This is a genomic window from Dethiosulfatarculus sandiegensis, from assembly GCF_000931935.2.
GTDB lineage: Bacteria > Desulfobacterota > Desulfarculia > Desulfarculales > Desulfarculaceae > Dethiosulfatarculus > Dethiosulfatarculus sandiegensis.
In genome coordinates, this window is the sequence record NZ_AZAC01000001.1 from 96,880 (window position 1) to 112,440 (window position 15,561).

The following is a 15,561-nucleotide window of genomic DNA, read 5'->3' on the forward strand; positions in this document are numbered from 1 at the left end:
ACTGTCAAGGATTTTAGTGTATCGCATTAGGCAGTTATGGAATTGTCAAGTGGTAGGTAGGGCTTAGCTCATCAAAAAAGTTTTGACATTAAAGGGTTCAATTAGTTAATCTAACCATTTTGGGTTAGGTGCATCTCATATTTTTACAGGAGGAATCCAGGTGAAATTTGGTCACAAAGTGAATCGGGCGGCTGAATTCTTGCGCCAAGCCCTTCCGGAGGGTTTTGCACCTGAAACAGGCCTGACCCTTGGGACCGGGCTTTCCGGACTGGCCGATGCCCTGGAAGAGGTTTTTGCCGCTCCCTACCAGGATATACCCGGTTTCCCGGTTTCCACAGTGGAGAGCCATGCCGGTAAGTTGATTATAGGTGCACTTGAAGGCAAAAGGGTGGCTGCCCTGGCCGGACGTTTTCACCTTTATGAAGGATATTCCGCCCTGGAGGTGACTTTTCCCATCAGGGTGTTGGCTGAACTGGGAGTTAAAAACTTTATTTTCAGCAACGCGGCAGGCGGCCTGGACCCGGAAATGGAGCCGGGAAGGGTGATGCTGATCAATGATCATATAAATTTAACCAGTGAAAACCCGCTGATAGGAGATAATATCGAGGTCTGGGGGGAGCGTTTCCCTGATATGAGCCAGGTGTATGACCCCGATTTTCTTGAACTCACACGCAAGGTGGCCCGGGAAAAAGGCCTTTCCATATATGAAGGGGTCTATGTGGGGCTGAAGGGGCCTTCCATGGAGACTCCGGCCGAGACTCGCATGTTGAGGCGTTTCGGAGCGGATGCGGTGGGCATGTCCACTGTTTTGGAGGTGATAGCGGCCCGTCACCACGGCCTCAGGGTGCTGGGTTTTTCGGCCATTGCCAATGTCAACCGGCCTGAAAACATGGAGCCCGCGCCGATTGAACTGGTTATTGAAAACGCAGGCAAGGCCGGAGAAGACCTGACCCGCCTGATAGCCGGAATCCTTGCGGGCATGGAAGGCTAATTTCTGTCCCCGCCTACATAGGGGCTGGCCAGAAAGCGGATAAAATTGGGCACCAGATTCTTGTCAAAGTGCCCTGTCCTGCTTTTCATCAGGTCACTGGCCGCGGCAAAGGCGGGCCTGGGCGGATGGTAGGGCCTGGCGCTGGTAATGGCGTCATAGGCGTCGACAATTTTTACTATCCTGGTCAGGAAGGGAATTTTTCCACCTTTGATTCCCGAGGGATAGCCTGTGCCGTCTATATTTTCATGATGATGTAGAACAATCATCAGGGCGTCATAGGTCACTACACCCACATTTAAGAGCATCTGGTAACCTTTTCTGGGATGGGTGCGGATCTTGCCCCAGTCCGATTCGGTCAGTTCTCCGGTTTTTTTGAGAATCGAGGCAGGCAGGCTGCTCATCCCCACATCATGGAAAAGTCCGCCCATGCCAAGGGTTCTGATTTTTTTTGCCTCCAGCCCCAGGTAATGGCCAAAGGACATGGCCAGCATGCTTACATTAACCGAATGGGCATAGATGGAATAATCCTTTCGCATAACTTCGCCCAGGTTTTGTAGGAGTTCGGGGTCCTTTACAGCCTGGTCCATGAGAAGGCTGGCCCGCTTGGCCGATAACGCCAGTTTTTTCCCTTCCATTTGCGGTTCAAAAAAAAGCCTTAGATTAACCAGGGCCATATCCTGGATTACCTGACGTCTTTTTCGCAAGGAAGGCGCGGCCTGGAGTATGGCTCCGCCGAAGCGGGCATAGTAGTCACTGAAGGCCTCGGCCTGGTCATATTTTACATATAGGCGTCCTTGCTCAGCCTTGTGCAGGTGCTCCCGCCAGATTCCCTGAAATATTTCCCCTTCTGCGCAGGCCAGGCGCATCTCCACCTTTTTTGTGTCCGGGTTAAATACCGCCAGATAGAGATTGCCCGGTGAGGGCTCTCCGGCCATCATCAGTTCCGCGTTAAGGGAAGCCATTTCATAGTCGCTGGGATCGAACTCGGCTTGCAACAGCCCTTTGTCCAAGGGGCGGTCCAAGAATCTTTGGGGGGATTTTGTTTGGGATTTAATTTCCATGGCTTAGTAATTTAAACCCCGTTATCGCATTTGCCAACAGGATGAAAAGTTAACTTTTATATAATGACTATTTACAGGCTACGTCAATCGCTTCGGCTAAGCAACAAGGAGCCTGGTTTAACCCGGGTTTGAGAATGAGCTGCTGTTTGGGCGCCCTCCCTTATTTTCCGGTGGAACAGAAACTGCCGCCAAGTTTTCTCTTAAGCTAAGGAGGCATTATCGTTGCCTGGCCAAGGGTTAAAAAGGTAACCTTTGCTGAAGAGTTGGAATAGCCAAGGAGCATATGCCGGCCATGAGTAAAAAGACAGCTGATTCCAATAGGGTCCTTTCTTTGGCCAACGGTTATTGGGCCTCCTGCGCCTTGCATGCGGCGGTGCGGCTGGGGATCATGCCCCGTCTGGCCGACTCTCCGGCCGACAAAGAAGAACTCTGCCGCGAGCTGGGCCTGGATGACAGGGGAGCCGCCATTTTATTGACAGCTTTGCTTAATTTAAAGCTGATTGTTTTGGAGCAGGACAGTTACAGCCTGCCTGAAGAGCTAAGGGAATTTTTTATTCCGGGCGGCGAAAAGGATCTCAGCCAGGTGGTTTTACATATGGCCGATCTGGTAAGTGTGTGGGCCCGGCTGGACCAGGCGGTGAAAACAGGCTCTCCCCTTTCCAGGCAAAAAAATGCCGCTCACGATAAACCCGGCAGGGAGCATTTTTACAAGGCCATGGCAGCCCTGGCTCAAAGAAACGCTCCCGGCCTGGCTGCCGGGCTGGGCCTGAGGCCAGGGCAAATGCTTCTGGACCTGGCCGGTGGGCCGGGCATCTATGCCCTGACCTTCTGCCGTGAGGTTCCGGGCCTTAAGGCCCGAGTCTATGACCTGCCTCAGGCTGGAATTTTTTTTAAAGAACAGGTCGCCGCTTTGGATGCGCCCTTGCCGGTTGAGTTCGAGCCGGGTGATTTCAAAAAGAATGACTTGGGCGGACCTTATGATGTGGTGTGGCTCAGTCATGCCCTGCACGGGGCTTCTTTTGAGGAATGCCGGGCCTTGGTCACCAAGATCGCCCAGGCCTTGAAACCAGGCGGAGTTTTGTGGGTGCAGGACTTTGCGGCCGATCCTTTAGGAAAAGGGCATCCCCATAATGCGCTTTTCGGTTTGAACATGCTGGTGAACACCAAAGGCGGCAAGGCCTACAGTGCTTCTGAAATTTTGGGTTTTATGGAAAAAGCCGGGTTTGAGCAAAGGGAATATGTCGGCCCTGCCGGAGGGGAAAAGGAAAACCCCAATTTACTATTCAAAGGTGTTAAACCATGACCGGGTCAGGCCTCATCCGGTCATGGCTTTTTTCACAGATGAAAAGGCAACCGCCTGTCATGTCACGACGCTTGCTTTATAAATAACCTCCCAGGCTTGAATTTAGAGGCTCGGGACCGTAAGCTGGATTCTCCTGGCAGCACCCCAAAAAGGAGCCCTTAAGTGAGTAATAAACCGAAAATCTATTTGCTGGACGCCAGTTCCTATATTCATCGCGCCTTTCATGCGGTGCGCGGCTTGAGCACCTCGGACGGGGTGCCCACAGGCGCGGTCTACGGCTTTGTCCAGATGCTTTTAAAGGTCTTGAAAGACGCTGATCCTGAATACCTGGCCGTGGTTTATGATGCCAAGGGCCCCACTTTTCGTCATGAAATGTACCCGGCTTACAAGGCCAACCGGCCTCCCCTGGACCCGACCTTAAAAGCGCAGTTTCCCCTGGTGCGCCAGGTGGTGACCGCCTTTGACCTGCCCGGGGTGGAGATGGAGGGCTATGAGGCAGATGATCTCATGGCAACCCTTTGCCGCCTGGCGGTGGAAAAGGATTTTGAGGTGGTCCTGGTGAGCGGGGACAAGGATTTGTTTCAATTGCTTTCAGACCGGGTGACCATGTGGGACACCATGAAGAATAAGCGCCTGGGGCCTGCCGAGGTAAAGGAAAAATTGGGACTTGGACCTGAGATGATGATTGATTTTCAGGCCCTGACAGGCGACAGCACAGACAATATTCCCGGCATACCGGGGGTGGGTCCCAAGACTGCGGTGAAGTTGCTTTTAGAGCACGGCAGCCTGGAAAAGGTGCTTGAGGGCGCGGCTGATATGAAAAAAAGCAAGATGCGTGAAAACCTCTTGCAGCATAAGGATCTGGCCTGGTTGAGCCGGGATTTGGTGTCCCTTGCCCAAGACGCTCCCCTTGGCTTTGAACCAGAGGACTACAAGGTGCGAAAGCCGGATCCCCAGGTGCTGACCCCTGTCCTGGCCAAGCTGGAATTCAATCGGCTTATCAATGAGTTTGCCACTCCCGCCCAGGAGGTGGAAACAGACTACCGCATGGTTCTGGATCCCTCTGAACTGGATGGCCTTATAGCCAGGGCCGGGGAGATCGGCTGTCTGGCCCTGGATACGGAGACCACCAGTGTGGAGGCTATGCGCGCCCGCCTGGTGGGCATTTCCTTGAGCGCCGAGCCGGGCAAGGCGGTTTACATCCCCCTGGGGCATAACCTGCATCTTGGGGAAAAACAGGCTGATCAAAAGGCGGTTTTTGACTATTTAAAGCCTGTGTTTGCAGATGAGAGCCTGGCCAAGGTGGGGCAGAATATAAAATACGATCTTACGGTTTTGGAAAGGGCCGGGCTGAGTGTTAAGGGGGTTTCCTTTGACACCATGCTGGCTTCTTATCTGCTGGCTCCGGGCAGGACGGCCCATAACCTCACCGCCATTGCGGCGGAAAACCTGGGGCGCTCCATGATCTCCTTTGAAGAGGCGGTGGGCGGTAAAAACAAGTCTTTTGCCGATGCGCCTTTGGAAAAGGCAACCCAATACGCGGCAGAGGATGCGGATGTCACCTTCCAGGCCTTTAAGGTGCTTGAGCCCAAACTGAAACAGTCCTCCATGGAAGAGCTCTTTTATGAGCTGGAGATGCCTCTGGTGGAGGTTCTCACCCGGATGGAGATGAACGGGGTGGGGCTGGATGTCAAGGGGCTGGCTGACCTGGACAAGGAGCTGACCAGTCAGCTCGATGCCATTGAAGAGCGTTGCTACACCCTGGCCGGTCATAAGTTCAATTTGAATTCGCCGAAACAGCTGGGCGTGGTTCTGTTCGAGGAGCTGGGGCTCAGGCAGATTAAAAAGACCAAGAAGAAAACCGGCTACTCCACGGATATGTCTGTTTTGACCCAATTGGCCGAGGATCATGAACTGCCGGCAGAACTTTTAAACTACCGCACCCTGAGCAAGCTCAAATCCACCTATGTGGAGGCCCTGCCCAAACTGGTCCACCCCGAGACTAAACGGCTGCACACCAGCTTCAACCAGGCGGTCACGGCCACGGGCAGGCTTTCCTCCTCCAATCCCAATCTGCAGAATATCCCGGTGCGCACCCAGTTGGGTGAAAGAATAAGGCAGTGCTTTGTGCCGGAGGCGGGCAAGGTTCTGGTGGCTGCGGATTATTCTCAGATCGAGCTGAGGGTCCTGGCCCATCTCAGCAAGGATGAGCTGTTGACCCAGGACCTTAGCCAGGGCCTGGATGTGCATACCCAGACCGCTGCCAGGCTTTTTGAAATTCCGGCCGAAGAGGTGACCGGTGATCAGAGGCGCAGGGCAAAGACCGTGAACTTTGGGGTGCTCTACGGCATGAGCGCCTTCCGCCTGGCCAGGGAGCAGAAGATTTCCCGAGGCGAGGCTCAGGATATCATAGACAGGTATCTGGGCCGTTATGCAGGCATAGCCGCCTTTACCCAGGATAATTTGACCTATGCCCGGGAAAACGGTTATGTAACCACCCTTTTGGGGCGCAGGCGCTACTTGCCCGCCATCAACTCCACAGATCGCCTGGCCCGCCAGTCGGCCGAGCGCATGGCCCTAAACACCCCGATCCAGGGAACCGCGGCGGATATCATAAAAAAGGCCATGATAAAATGCCATGAAATGCTCGTAAATGAGTTCCCTGAAACCATGATGATCCTGCAGGTCCACGATGAGCTGGTCTTTGAGACTCCGGAAAAGGATAGGGAGCGCCTTTCGGAAAGGGTTCAGGATATCATGCAGAATATCATCGAACTTTCCGTGCCCCTGGATGTGGATTTGGGTTGGGGTGATAACTGGGCCCAGGCCCATTGAGACATCCGGAGAGCCGCGGGGGGGTGGGAGATCCTTAGATGAAGAAGGCCTTTTCTGCATTTCGCATATGGCGTTTGGGAGACCACGGGCCGCAACAGGTGACAGACCGCCTGGTGGAAGAGGAGCCGGTTAATTTAATCGCCGACGGCATCAAGGCCGAGGTCCTGATGGCCACTCCGGGCCTGGAAAGGGAGTTGGCCGCCGGTTTCTGTCTCACCATGGGTTGGCTGGACTCCAGTTCACCCGCCTGTGAGGTTAAATGGCGGGCCGATGCCAGAGAGGCCATTGTGCACCGGGCCAAGCCCGGGAAAAGCACCGTTGCGGTCAAGGCGACAGGTGGCGGCCCCTTGGGGCCGCGCCAGGCTGTGAAGGCGGAGTCGGGCCGCCTCATGGAGGTGGAGACCTTTACCCGCCTGACTGAGGCCATGTCCCAAACCCAGCCCCTTTTTGAGGCAACGGGAGCCACCCATGCGGTGGGCTTGTTTGACCTTAAGGGGGAGCTTTTAGTTGTGGCCGAGGATGCGGGCAGGCACAATGCCCTGGACAAGGCAGTGGGGTCGCTTTGGCTGGAAAACAGGCTTTACGCGGCCAAGGCTGCCGCCTTTAGTGGGCGTATGAGTCTTGAGATGGTGCTTAAGTCGGCCAGGGCGGGTTTGGTTTTTCTGGCCGGAGTGAGCGCACCCACCGCCGCCGCGGTAAGGGCTGCCAATGACTTGGGCCTCACCCTCGGCGGGTTTGCCAGAAAAGGCAAGATGAATATTTATACGCATGCCGAGAATCTGTTATACCAGGCCAAGCCTTTTGTAAAATCAGACTGATGCCGTTGCACCATCACGGGAGTTATGAAGCGTGGATAAGGAAATATACGCTGTTTACAGGGAATTTCGTCCTTCCTGGCAGTCTTTCGGGGTCTATTTTCTGGGGGCCGTAATTTTTGCCGTGGGGCCTGTTATCAACCCCGAAGCCCGGATCAGCCCTGCCCTGAGTCAGCTTTTATGCACACTTTTCTTAGGTTTTATCCTGGTTAAGCGCTTTACCACCATCTACAAGCTGGACCATGAAAAGATAAGCGCCCTTCTGACCTTTCCCAGTTCCAGAACCAGCCAGGCCCCCCTGGATAAAATAAGGCGCATTGACCTCAGGAGGGGGCTTACCCAGAGACTTTTGAAAGTGGCTCATGTGCATATTTATATCGAAGGCAAAGAAGAACCGGCAGTGAAGATCTTCGGAGTTCCCCAGCCGGATCAATTTAAGGCGCTTTTGCTTGAAATGGGGGCCAGAGATCAGCCGGTCCACGGGGCCTGGCGGCGTTGATTGCCGAAAAAATGAAAGACCCGCCAAGGAGAGCCTCGGTGGCAGCCCGCAAAAGCTTAATTACACGGTTAATTAGTTGTTTATGCCAATAAGATTGACACTGGCCGCACGGCCATGCTACTGGTAATTTTTAAGGACTGTAATAATTGACAGATTGGCCAGACCCTTTCTGTCTACCCTGAAATAAAAAGAAATTCACCTGGGGAGGTCTTGAGATGGTGGCTTTAGTTGGCGGCCTGATTGCGCTTTTGTTGGGAATAATCGGTCTCATTTCCTGGTGGGATGAATTCCTGTGGCTGCTTAAGGGCTGCATTCCTTTGTTCCTGCTTTTGGGAGGGGCCTTGGCCACCTACCTGGGATCTGAGGAAATGAAGGATAAGCGCCGGGCGGAGATGGAAAAGGCCCGCGAACCCTTCACTCCCGAGCCTAATGACGTGGAAAAATACAAGGCGGAAGTGGCCGAACTCAAGGCTAAGCTGGAAGCCATGGAATCCGATGACGAGGTCCAGGCTGAAGAAGAAAAGCCAGAGGAGCCCAAAGAGGAGAAACCCGTCACCGAAGGTTAGTCCTTTAAAAAACAGGTTCTGAAAAAAGCAGACACCGTTATACGGTTGTCTGCTTTTTTAATAATTTGCTTCCAAGTCCTTTAAGACAACTGCTGTTGCTTAAGGGACTTTTTAGTTGGTCATTTGGCCCCGCAGGGAAAAGGCGGAAACCAGGGGTGGTAAAAAAGAAGACGCCAGGCTTGGGGAGAACCTGGCGTCTTCTAGAAAGAGAAAAAGGAAAATAGGGATCAGGCCTTGCCTGATGCCTATCTTTAAAGCAAAGTACATGCCAAATATTAGAAAAAAGGATTTTTTTAATTAATTTAGCATGTTGACGGAAAAGAACCACCTGTACCTCCGACGCGTAAAGGCCATGCGTACAAAAATTTGAACCGCCTCCTCATTTCAAAAACGGCTGCTCTTGGTTAACTATCTATTATTTCTGCTATTTTTAGGTCTAAAAAACATTACCTGTGAACTCAGACAGTCCGAAAAAACAGGTTAGACGCCTTCTCCGGATTCACAAACCCGCATATTCAAGGGGGCCGTGTGCGGTTTAAAATTTTTTACCCGGCCCCGGCTCTCGAGCTTAACACCACAAAATTCCCCTCTGTAGAGCAGGCGCCCGAAATAATATAAAGTCTAACTGTTTAATATGATATAGTTTTCCAGTCATATAAAAGAAATGATTATCCCTCTTGAGGCAAGGTTGTCGCCTAAGACATCTAACATATTGTTTTTTTAGCCTTTGCACCATCGCCCCGCTTTCGGCGCCTGCTTGCGCATCTTTCCTGTTTTTTTTAACTTTATCTCTAAAAAACGAAAAAATAATTGCATTTTATAGCTAATTATTAAGTAAAAAATTTTCAGAAACCATAAGTTTACTGGCTCTTGTCTATCCGTATAAACAGATAATTATGCCTAACTTGACTTATCTTAATTTTTGCACTATAGTATCTAGCAATTGGCTGGGATGTTTTTTAGTCAAGCATTCTTGAGCTTTGCTCGCCATATAAATCCCACGCATAATCAGTCATAGCTTGGGGCTTAGGTCTTTATGAATCTTTGTGTGCATTATCTGCACAGAAAGAATAAAAGACTTGTGAGTGGTGTAAACTTTTGTAAATATCTACTTGAATATATTGCATTATATTGCAGAATCGGGGAACGGATGAAGATCTTTAATGAGCATCAAAGGCAAGTTGCCAAACGCATAGATAAAGAAGCGGTTAAGTCCAACTGGACAGACTGGCATTGGCAGTTAACCCACTCCATTCAAAATGTAAAAACATTTGCCTCTCTTCTGGGAATTAACTTTTCAGAGAAAGAATTGCGCCTCTTTGAAGCTACGTCCCGAAAGTTTCCTCTTTCTGTAACGCCTTACTATTTGTCTTTAATAGATGCTGAAGATTATACTAACGACCCTGTATTCAGACAGTCGTTTCCCTCACCCAAAGAGTTGGATATAGGGCCCTATGACATGCGTGATCCATTGCATGAAGACGAGGACAGCCCGGCTGTGGGCATCACTCACCGTTATCCCGACCGGGTTTTGTTCCATGTCAGCAATACCTGCTCCATGTACTGCCGCCATTGCACCCGCAAGCGTAAAGTGGGGGACACGGATTATGTGCCCTCGAAAAAAGAGCTGTTAAAGGGTGTGGACTACATCCGCAAAACACCTGCGGTCAGGGATGTGCTGCTCTCGGGCGGCGATGCCCTTATGCTCACAGACGAGCGTCTGGACTGGCTTTTGGGTGAAGTCACCGGCATTGACCATGTTGAGGTGGTGCGGATCGGAACCCGTATGCCGGTGGTGCTTCCCTATCGGGTGACTGACGACCTGGTTCGGGTTTTAAAGGCCCACCATCCCCTGTGGCTCAACACCCATTTCAACCATCCCAGGGAGCTTACCCGTTCTTCCAGGCAGGCCCTGGCCCGGCTGGCTGATGCGGGCATACCGCTGGGAAACCAGAGTGTGCTTTTGGCCGGGGTGAACGACTGCCCGAGGCTGATGCGGGAATTAATGCATAAGCTGGTTCAGGCCAGAGTGAGGCCTTATTATATTTATCAGTGCGACCTCTCCGAAGGCCTGACCCACTTCCGCACTCCGGTTGGCAAGGGTATGGAGATAATGGAGAGTTTAAGGGGGCACACAAGCGGTTTTGCGGTGCCCACCTATGTGATCGACGCCCCGGGTGGAGCCGGAAAAATTCCGGTGATGCCTAACTATTTGCTTTCATTGGGCACTCACAAGGTGGTATTGCGTAATTTCGAGGGGGTTATAACCACCTATACCGAGCCCTCGACCTATGATCCCCCGGCCTGTGACCGCAACTGCGATACCTGTGAGCTTACGCTCAAGACCGAAGACGCGGACGAATGGAGGGCCGTGGGCCTGGAAAAACTGTTCACGGACTGGGACGATACGGAAAGCCTCACCCCCAGCTGTACTGAAAGAATGGAGCGCAGGGCGGATGCCTGCTGACGTAATTGAAAAAATCGGCAACTCTCTGATCCAGCATGGCCCCCTAAACGACCGGGTCTATCTGATGTCCATGGCAAAAGAGGATAAACCGCACATTGCCGAGACCCTGGAGCGTATTTCCCGGGAAAAGGGCTACTCCAAAATCTTTGCCAAGATACCGGCCGGTTCTCTTGATTGCTTTGTTGATCACGGCTACAGGATAGAGGCCAGGGTGCCGGGGCTTTACCTGGGCAGGGAAGAATGCCTCTTTCTGGGACGCTTTTTAACGCCGGCCAGGGCTGAGGAAAAGAACGGCGATCTGAAGCGGGAGGTGCTCGAGCTGGCCCTGGCTGCGCCCCAAAGTGAGCCAGGTGAACTTACTGCGGAGATCCAAATAAAATTATTGGGAAAAGATGACTTGGAAGGCTTGGCGGCCTTGTACACCGAGGTTTTTGCCAGCTATCCTTTTCCCGTATATGACCCCGGCTTCTTAAGCTCCGCGCTTAGCCAGGGCGTAGTGCACCTCGGCGCTTTCAAGGACGGGGAGCTTTTGGGCGCGGCTGCCTGCGAGGTGGATAAAAAATCCATGAGCGCCGAGATGACCGATTTCGCGGTGCATCCCCTGGCCAGGGGCCTGGGACTCAGCAGACATCTGCTGAAAGCCATGGAAAAGGAAATGAAAAGGGCAGGTGTCCTGACGCTCTTCACCATTGCCCGCACCCTTTCCCACGGCATGAACCTGACCTTTGCCAGGGCTGGTTATGAATTCAGCGGCTCACTGGTGAACAACACCAATATCAGTGGCGCTATTGAAAGTATGAATGTCTGGTTCAAAAAGACTGCGGCCTGATAAGTAACCCTGGTTTTTTTAATGTAATAAGGCGTAATTCGGCAGGTTGCCCCTTGAGGGCCGCCTGTCTTTTTTTTGAGGAAAAGGCCGGATTCGGACTCCGGTGTTTTTTGCTTTTTTAGATACTCCTTGGCCATGGCGGGTAAATAGGGTATTTGTGTAATAATTCTACTGAACTTTCAGGGATAGGCAGGGGGAGTAAAGCCCGGTGAGGGGATGGATATGTCAGTAAAAAGCACTTCGGAAAAACCAGGTTTACCGCCGAATTTTAACAAACTGACCCTTTCGGACAAGGATCTGATCAATGGTTTTTTAAAGGCTGAAAAACAGGTCGTCTCTGAATTCACCTTCACCAACCTGTTTATGTGGAGAAACCATTATCAGACCGCCTGGCGGGTTTTAAACGACTGTCTGTTGATTGTTTTACGGTCCTTGGATAATGAAAATTTTTACGGATTCCCCCCCTTTGGCAAGGGGAACAGGCAGCAGGCTGCCCATGATCTTATGACCGAGCTTGAAAAGAGCGGCAACCAGCCCCGGATCTTAAGGGCGGACAGGGAATTTGTGGAAAATTGCCTGGACCTTGAGCGCTATGCTGCGGAGCCTGATCCGGACCAGGCAGACTATGTTTATCTGGCCGAGGAGCTGGCCCAACTTAGGGGACGGCGCTTTCATAAAAAGAAAAACCTGGTAAACAAGTTTTACCGTAGTAATGAGTACGAATATTTGGAGTTGAATCAGGATATTGTCTCCCAGGTTCTGGAAATGCAGGAAAAATGGTGCGACTTAAGGCATTGCGAACTGGATCCCGGGCTTTTGCATGAGGACCAGGGGATAGGTGATCTTCTGGAAAATTACGGAAAACTGGATTGCAAAGGCGGTGTGATCCGCATAAAGGGCAGGGTGCAGGCCTTTTCTCTGGGAGAACTCTTGAATCCCACCACTGCCGTGATACATGTTGAAAAAGCCAATCCGGAGATCACCGGACTATATGCAGCCATGAATCAATTGTTTGTGGCCCGGTCCATGAGCGGAGTAGAGTTTGTAAACCGTGAACAGGACCTGGGCAGGGAAAGCCTGCGCAAGGCTAAAAAATCCTACAATCCCCACCATATGGTGGAAAAGTTTGATATCAGACCCCTTGACTGAAAAGGGGGTCTTAAAAGGAGCCGCTCATGAAGGACTATCAAAAACGACTCACCAAACTTTTGGCGGAAAGCGGTTCTTTGTTTTTTCGCCAGGGACTCAGGCTTAAGGACGGGCGACCCACACCTTATTTTGTGAACCTGGGTGTATTCAGAACCGGACGCCTCTCCTATGAACTGGGACGCTGCTTTGCCGACTGGATGGTGGAGACAGGCCTTGACAAGCAGGTGGATGTGCTGGTCGGCCCCTCTTATAAAGGAAGCGCCATAGCCCAGACCTGTGCGGTTGCCCTGTATGAAAAATACGGGGTGGACCTTTCCTTTGATTATGACCGCAAAGAAGCCAAGACCCATGGCGAAGCCACGGGCAAGGGTTCCATGATGGTCACCGGCGCCTTGGAAAAGGGTTCCAGAATCCTGATAATCGACGATGTGGGAACCTCCATGGCCACCAAGGTGGAACTTTTGGAAAAACTGGAAACATTGGGCCTGGATTTACAGGTGCAGGGTGTTTCCCTGGCTGTTGACCGGGAGCAGACCCAGGCGGTCTACGATGAAAACGGCCGGGTGGTGGAAGGCAGAAAAGGCCCCGACGCCCTGGCGGCCTTTACCGAAAAAACCGGGTTAAGCGTTTGGTCCCTTTTGGGGATCAAGGCTGCTGTCAATTACCTGCATGAGAGCGGGGAGCCGGTTTTGGTTGACAACCAAAGAAAGCCCCTGGGGGACGATCTTCTGGCCCAGGTCAACGAGTACCTTTCCGTTTACGGCCGGGAGGGCTGAAGGCATGCGCAAGCAATTCGTCGCTCCGCTGCTCTCAGGGCTGATCATGCCCGGCCTGGGGCAGTTGCTGAACCGCCAGCCCGGCAAGGGGGCCATGATGGTGGTGGCGGCCAGTATTTTATTCCTTATAGGGCTTTTTATGGCCGCCCTTAAGATCACTCAGGCGCTTGCCAATATGGGCGATATAGCCCCGGGCCAGGATAAATGGGCGGTTTTGCACGCCCAGTTGTCCCAACAGGGCACCACCTGGCTCTGGCTGGTGGGCGGCGCTTTTTTCATCCTCTGGGTTTGGGCGGTTACAGATGCCTGGCGTTCAGGCAAACTTAAAGACCGGGAGGCCGGGCAGGCTGCCTTGTCAGAAGGCGAGGCCGGTGATTGAGGTCATATTTACTGGATGAAATATCCATAACCGATAAGGCCAGGCTCGTTACCTATTTGGAAGAAAATCTCAACCCTTCAGGCCTGCCTGATGTATTTTGGCTCGAGCTGCCCCGTGATATCCTGACCGAGGAGCAAAGGGAGCATAAAAAATGTTCTCCCCACAGGGTGGCGGTTGTGTTGGAAGACGATTCCGTGCGCCTGGAGTTTCTGGTCCGCTCCATGGACAGCCTGCGTTGTTCTTGCACCGGTTATGCCACCCCCGGGCAGCGTGAATTTTTAATGGCATTTTTTGATCGCATGGTAGAAGAGTTGGAGTTGACCACCTAAGGGGGATACTTGAGCTTGTCTTGCTTTCAGCCTGTCCTTTATCTGGTTTTTATGGCGGGTGGATCTCTTTAAATTATTGATTTGCCTTGAAAAATAATTTAAAACAGGGGATGCGGGGCATGGCGGAAAAAAGTCAATCCGGGTTTCAGGGACTTACCGCGCAGAGCCTTTATTGCGCCAAATGTGGACAGGCCCAGCCCGTTAGGAGTAAGCTCTTGTTGGTCTTGCCTCAGGGTGAGAAATACGCCTATTTTTGTTCAGTCTGCGGTGAACGTCTGGGCATCCGCATGGTTGACTCCCAACAGGGAAAATAATTTAATCAGTTTGACTTGGCGGTTTTCAGCCTGCTTTTGGCAAAAGCCAAGTTTTTTGAACTCCGCCTAAGATGATTGGGAATCATTTTATGAATCAATTGGCAGAACAACCAGTGCACGCCCTTATAACCGGTGGAGCCGGTTTCATAGGCTCTCATTTGGCCCATTTTCTTTTGGAAAAAGGCCAGCACGTGCATATCGTGGATGACCTTTCCACCGGCAGCATCACCAATTTGGACGAACTGCGTAAAAACCCCAATTTCGGCCACACCATAGCCGATGTGCAGGATGAACCCCTGATGGCCGAGCTGGTGGACAGGGCTGATGTGGTCTATCATCTGGCCGCGGCGGTTGGGGTCCGTCTTATTGTCGAGAGCCCGGTGCGCACCATTGAGACCAATATAGGCTGCACCGAGGTTATCCTGCGCCTGGCCAATAAAAAGCGCAAAAAGGTGGTGGTCGCCTCCACCAGCGAGGTTTACGGCAAAAACGATTCCGTTCCTTTTTTAGAGGATCATGACCTGGTTATGGGATCCACTTCCAAAGCCCGCTGGTCATATGCCTGCTCCAAGGCCATTGACGAGTTTCTGGCCCTGGCCTATCACCGGGCCAGGGGGCTGCCTGTGGTGGTGGTGCGGCTTTTCAATACAGTTGGACCTCGCCAGACCGGACGCTACGGCATGGTTTTGCCGACCTTTGTGCGCCAGGCCCTGATGGGACAGCCCATTACCGTCTTCGGTGACGGCAAGCAAAGCCGCTGCTTCTCCTATGTGGGCGAGGTGGTTGAGTGCCTGTACAAACTGGCCCATTGCCCGGAAGCCGAAGGCCAGGTGGTTAATGTAGGCAGCCGTCATGAAATCACCATTGAGGATCTTGCTGTTTTGGTCAAGGAGCTTACTGAAAGCACTTCCGAAATAGTCAAGATATCCTATGACGAAGCCTATGCCGAAGGCTTTGAGGATATGCCTAGAAGGATCCCTGATGTGAGCAAGCTTGAAGGCCTGATCGGAAAAAGCCCCCAGATGGATATTGCCGAGATAGCCAAGTCGGTGATTCAGCATTATCGCGAACGGTAGATATTGGAAGGCTTTATAGTCCCTCAGCCTGCTATTTGGTATGATAAGTGTTTGGAATTGCTTGTCTTAGTTAGGTATAGTAATTCAGCGGGTCATAATTCGGGGTCTCCATCGGGGGGCATCCCCGGCCTGCCTGCAGGCTGCGAGTCAACAGCTTGGGGCCTTTTTATGG

Annotated in this window: 16 protein-coding genes; 14 read left to right on the plus strand and 2 right to left on the minus strand. The window is 52.2% G+C overall.

The features are described from left to right. The first annotated feature begins 154 nt into the window (after positions 1 to 154). Positions 155 to 991 carry a purine-nucleoside phosphorylase gene (locus X474_RS00455; protein ID WP_156360557.1) on the plus strand — a complete coding sequence of 279 codons (837 nt, stop codon included), beginning with the start codon at positions 155 to 157 and terminating at the stop codon, positions 989 to 991. Here the strand turns inward: X474_RS00455 and X474_RS00460 are convergent. Then, positions 988 to 2,001 carry an HD-GYP domain-containing protein gene (locus X474_RS00460; protein WP_197281903.1) on the minus strand — a complete coding sequence of 338 codons (1,014 nt, stop codon included), beginning with the start codon at positions 1,999 to 2,001 and terminating at the stop codon, positions 988 to 990. The two genes, X474_RS00455 and X474_RS00460, sit on opposite strands and share 4 nt — an antisense overlap. A 343-nt stretch (positions 2,002 to 2,344) precedes the next feature. Between X474_RS00460 and X474_RS00465 the strand changes: the two genes are divergently transcribed. From X474_RS00465 to X474_RS00485, 5 genes are all read left to right on the plus strand, one after another. Beyond that, a complete protein-coding gene (locus X474_RS00465; protein ID WP_044346314.1) occupies positions 2,345 to 3,355 on the plus strand; it encodes a class I SAM-dependent methyltransferase in 1,011 nt (336 codons plus the stop codon). Between the two features lie 162 nt (positions 3,356 to 3,517). Continuing rightward, positions 3,518 to 6,190, plus strand: coding sequence for a DNA polymerase I (gene polA, locus X474_RS00470; RefSeq protein ID WP_044346092.1), 2,673 nt, complete (start codon positions 3,518 to 3,520; stop codon positions 6,188 to 6,190). Between the two features lie 38 nt (positions 6,191 to 6,228). Then, a complete protein-coding gene (gene fdhD, locus X474_RS00475) occupies positions 6,229 to 7,008 on the plus strand; it encodes a formate dehydrogenase accessory sulfurtransferase FdhD (protein ID WP_052514677.1) in 780 nt (259 codons plus the stop codon). 31 nt (positions 7,009 to 7,039) lie between these two features. Then, positions 7,040 to 7,504 carry a PH domain-containing protein gene (locus X474_RS00480; protein ID WP_044346093.1) on the plus strand — a complete coding sequence of 155 codons (465 nt, stop codon included), beginning with the start codon at positions 7,040 to 7,042 and terminating at the stop codon, positions 7,502 to 7,504. A 215-nt stretch (positions 7,505 to 7,719) separates the two neighbouring features. Then, entirely contained in the window at positions 7,720 to 8,070 is a 351-nt protein-coding gene (locus tag X474_RS00485; RefSeq protein ID WP_044346094.1) for a hypothetical protein, read from the plus strand. A gap of 37 nt (positions 8,071 to 8,107) precedes the next feature. Here X474_RS00485 and X474_RS25905 read toward each other — a convergent pair whose 3' ends face one another. Continuing rightward, positions 8,108 to 8,398 carry a hypothetical protein gene (locus X474_RS25905; protein WP_156360558.1) on the minus strand — a complete coding sequence of 97 codons (291 nt, stop codon included), beginning with the start codon at positions 8,396 to 8,398 and terminating at the stop codon, positions 8,108 to 8,110. Between the two features lie 822 nt (positions 8,399 to 9,220). On the opposite strand from X474_RS25905, the gene kamA reads away from it, so the two are divergent. The 8 genes from kamA to X474_RS00530 all read left to right on the plus strand — a co-directional run bounded on the left by kamA (position 9,221) and on the right by X474_RS00530 (position 15,389). Then, complete coding sequence (kamA, locus tag X474_RS00495; protein ID WP_044346096.1) at positions 9,221 to 10,537, plus strand: lysine 2,3-aminomutase; 1,317 nt, start codon at positions 9,221 to 9,223, stop codon at positions 10,535 to 10,537. Next, entirely contained in the window at positions 10,527 to 11,366 is an 840-nt protein-coding gene (gene ablB, locus X474_RS00500; RefSeq protein WP_044346097.1) for a putative beta-lysine N-acetyltransferase, read from the plus strand. Before kamA ends, ablB begins: the two co-directional genes overlap by 11 nt. Positions 11,367 to 11,588: 222 nt before the next feature. Further along, the gene (locus tag X474_RS00505; protein WP_044346098.1) at positions 11,589 to 12,515 is read left to right on the plus strand and encodes a DUF2156 domain-containing protein; all 927 of its coding nucleotides are present in this window, start codon (positions 11,589 to 11,591) and stop codon (positions 12,513 to 12,515) included. A 26-nt stretch (positions 12,516 to 12,541) separates the two neighbouring features. Next, entirely contained in the window at positions 12,542 to 13,291 is a 750-nt protein-coding gene (locus X474_RS00510; RefSeq protein WP_052514679.1) for an orotate phosphoribosyltransferase, read from the plus strand. Positions 13,292 to 13,295: 4 nt separating this feature from the next. Next, positions 13,296 to 13,670: a DUF6677 family protein gene (locus X474_RS00515; RefSeq protein WP_044346099.1), complete on the plus strand. Its 375-nt coding sequence runs from the start codon at positions 13,296 to 13,298 to the stop codon at positions 13,668 to 13,670. Next, positions 13,667 to 13,999 (plus strand): hypothetical protein, encoded by a 333-nt coding sequence (locus X474_RS00520; RefSeq protein ID WP_044346100.1) that lies wholly within the window; start codon positions 13,667 to 13,669, stop codon positions 13,997 to 13,999. Before X474_RS00515 ends, X474_RS00520 begins: the two co-directional genes overlap by 4 nt. Positions 14,000 to 14,118: 119 nt before the next feature. Continuing rightward, positions 14,119 to 14,313 carry a hypothetical protein gene (locus X474_RS00525; protein ID WP_052514681.1) on the plus strand — a complete coding sequence of 65 codons (195 nt, stop codon included), beginning with the start codon at positions 14,119 to 14,121 and terminating at the stop codon, positions 14,311 to 14,313. Positions 14,314 to 14,402: 89 nt separating this feature from the next. Next, complete coding sequence (locus X474_RS00530) at positions 14,403 to 15,389, plus strand: GDP-mannose 4,6-dehydratase (protein WP_044346101.1); 987 nt, start codon at positions 14,403 to 14,405, stop codon at positions 15,387 to 15,389. Positions 15,390 to 15,561 lie beyond the last annotated feature (172 nt).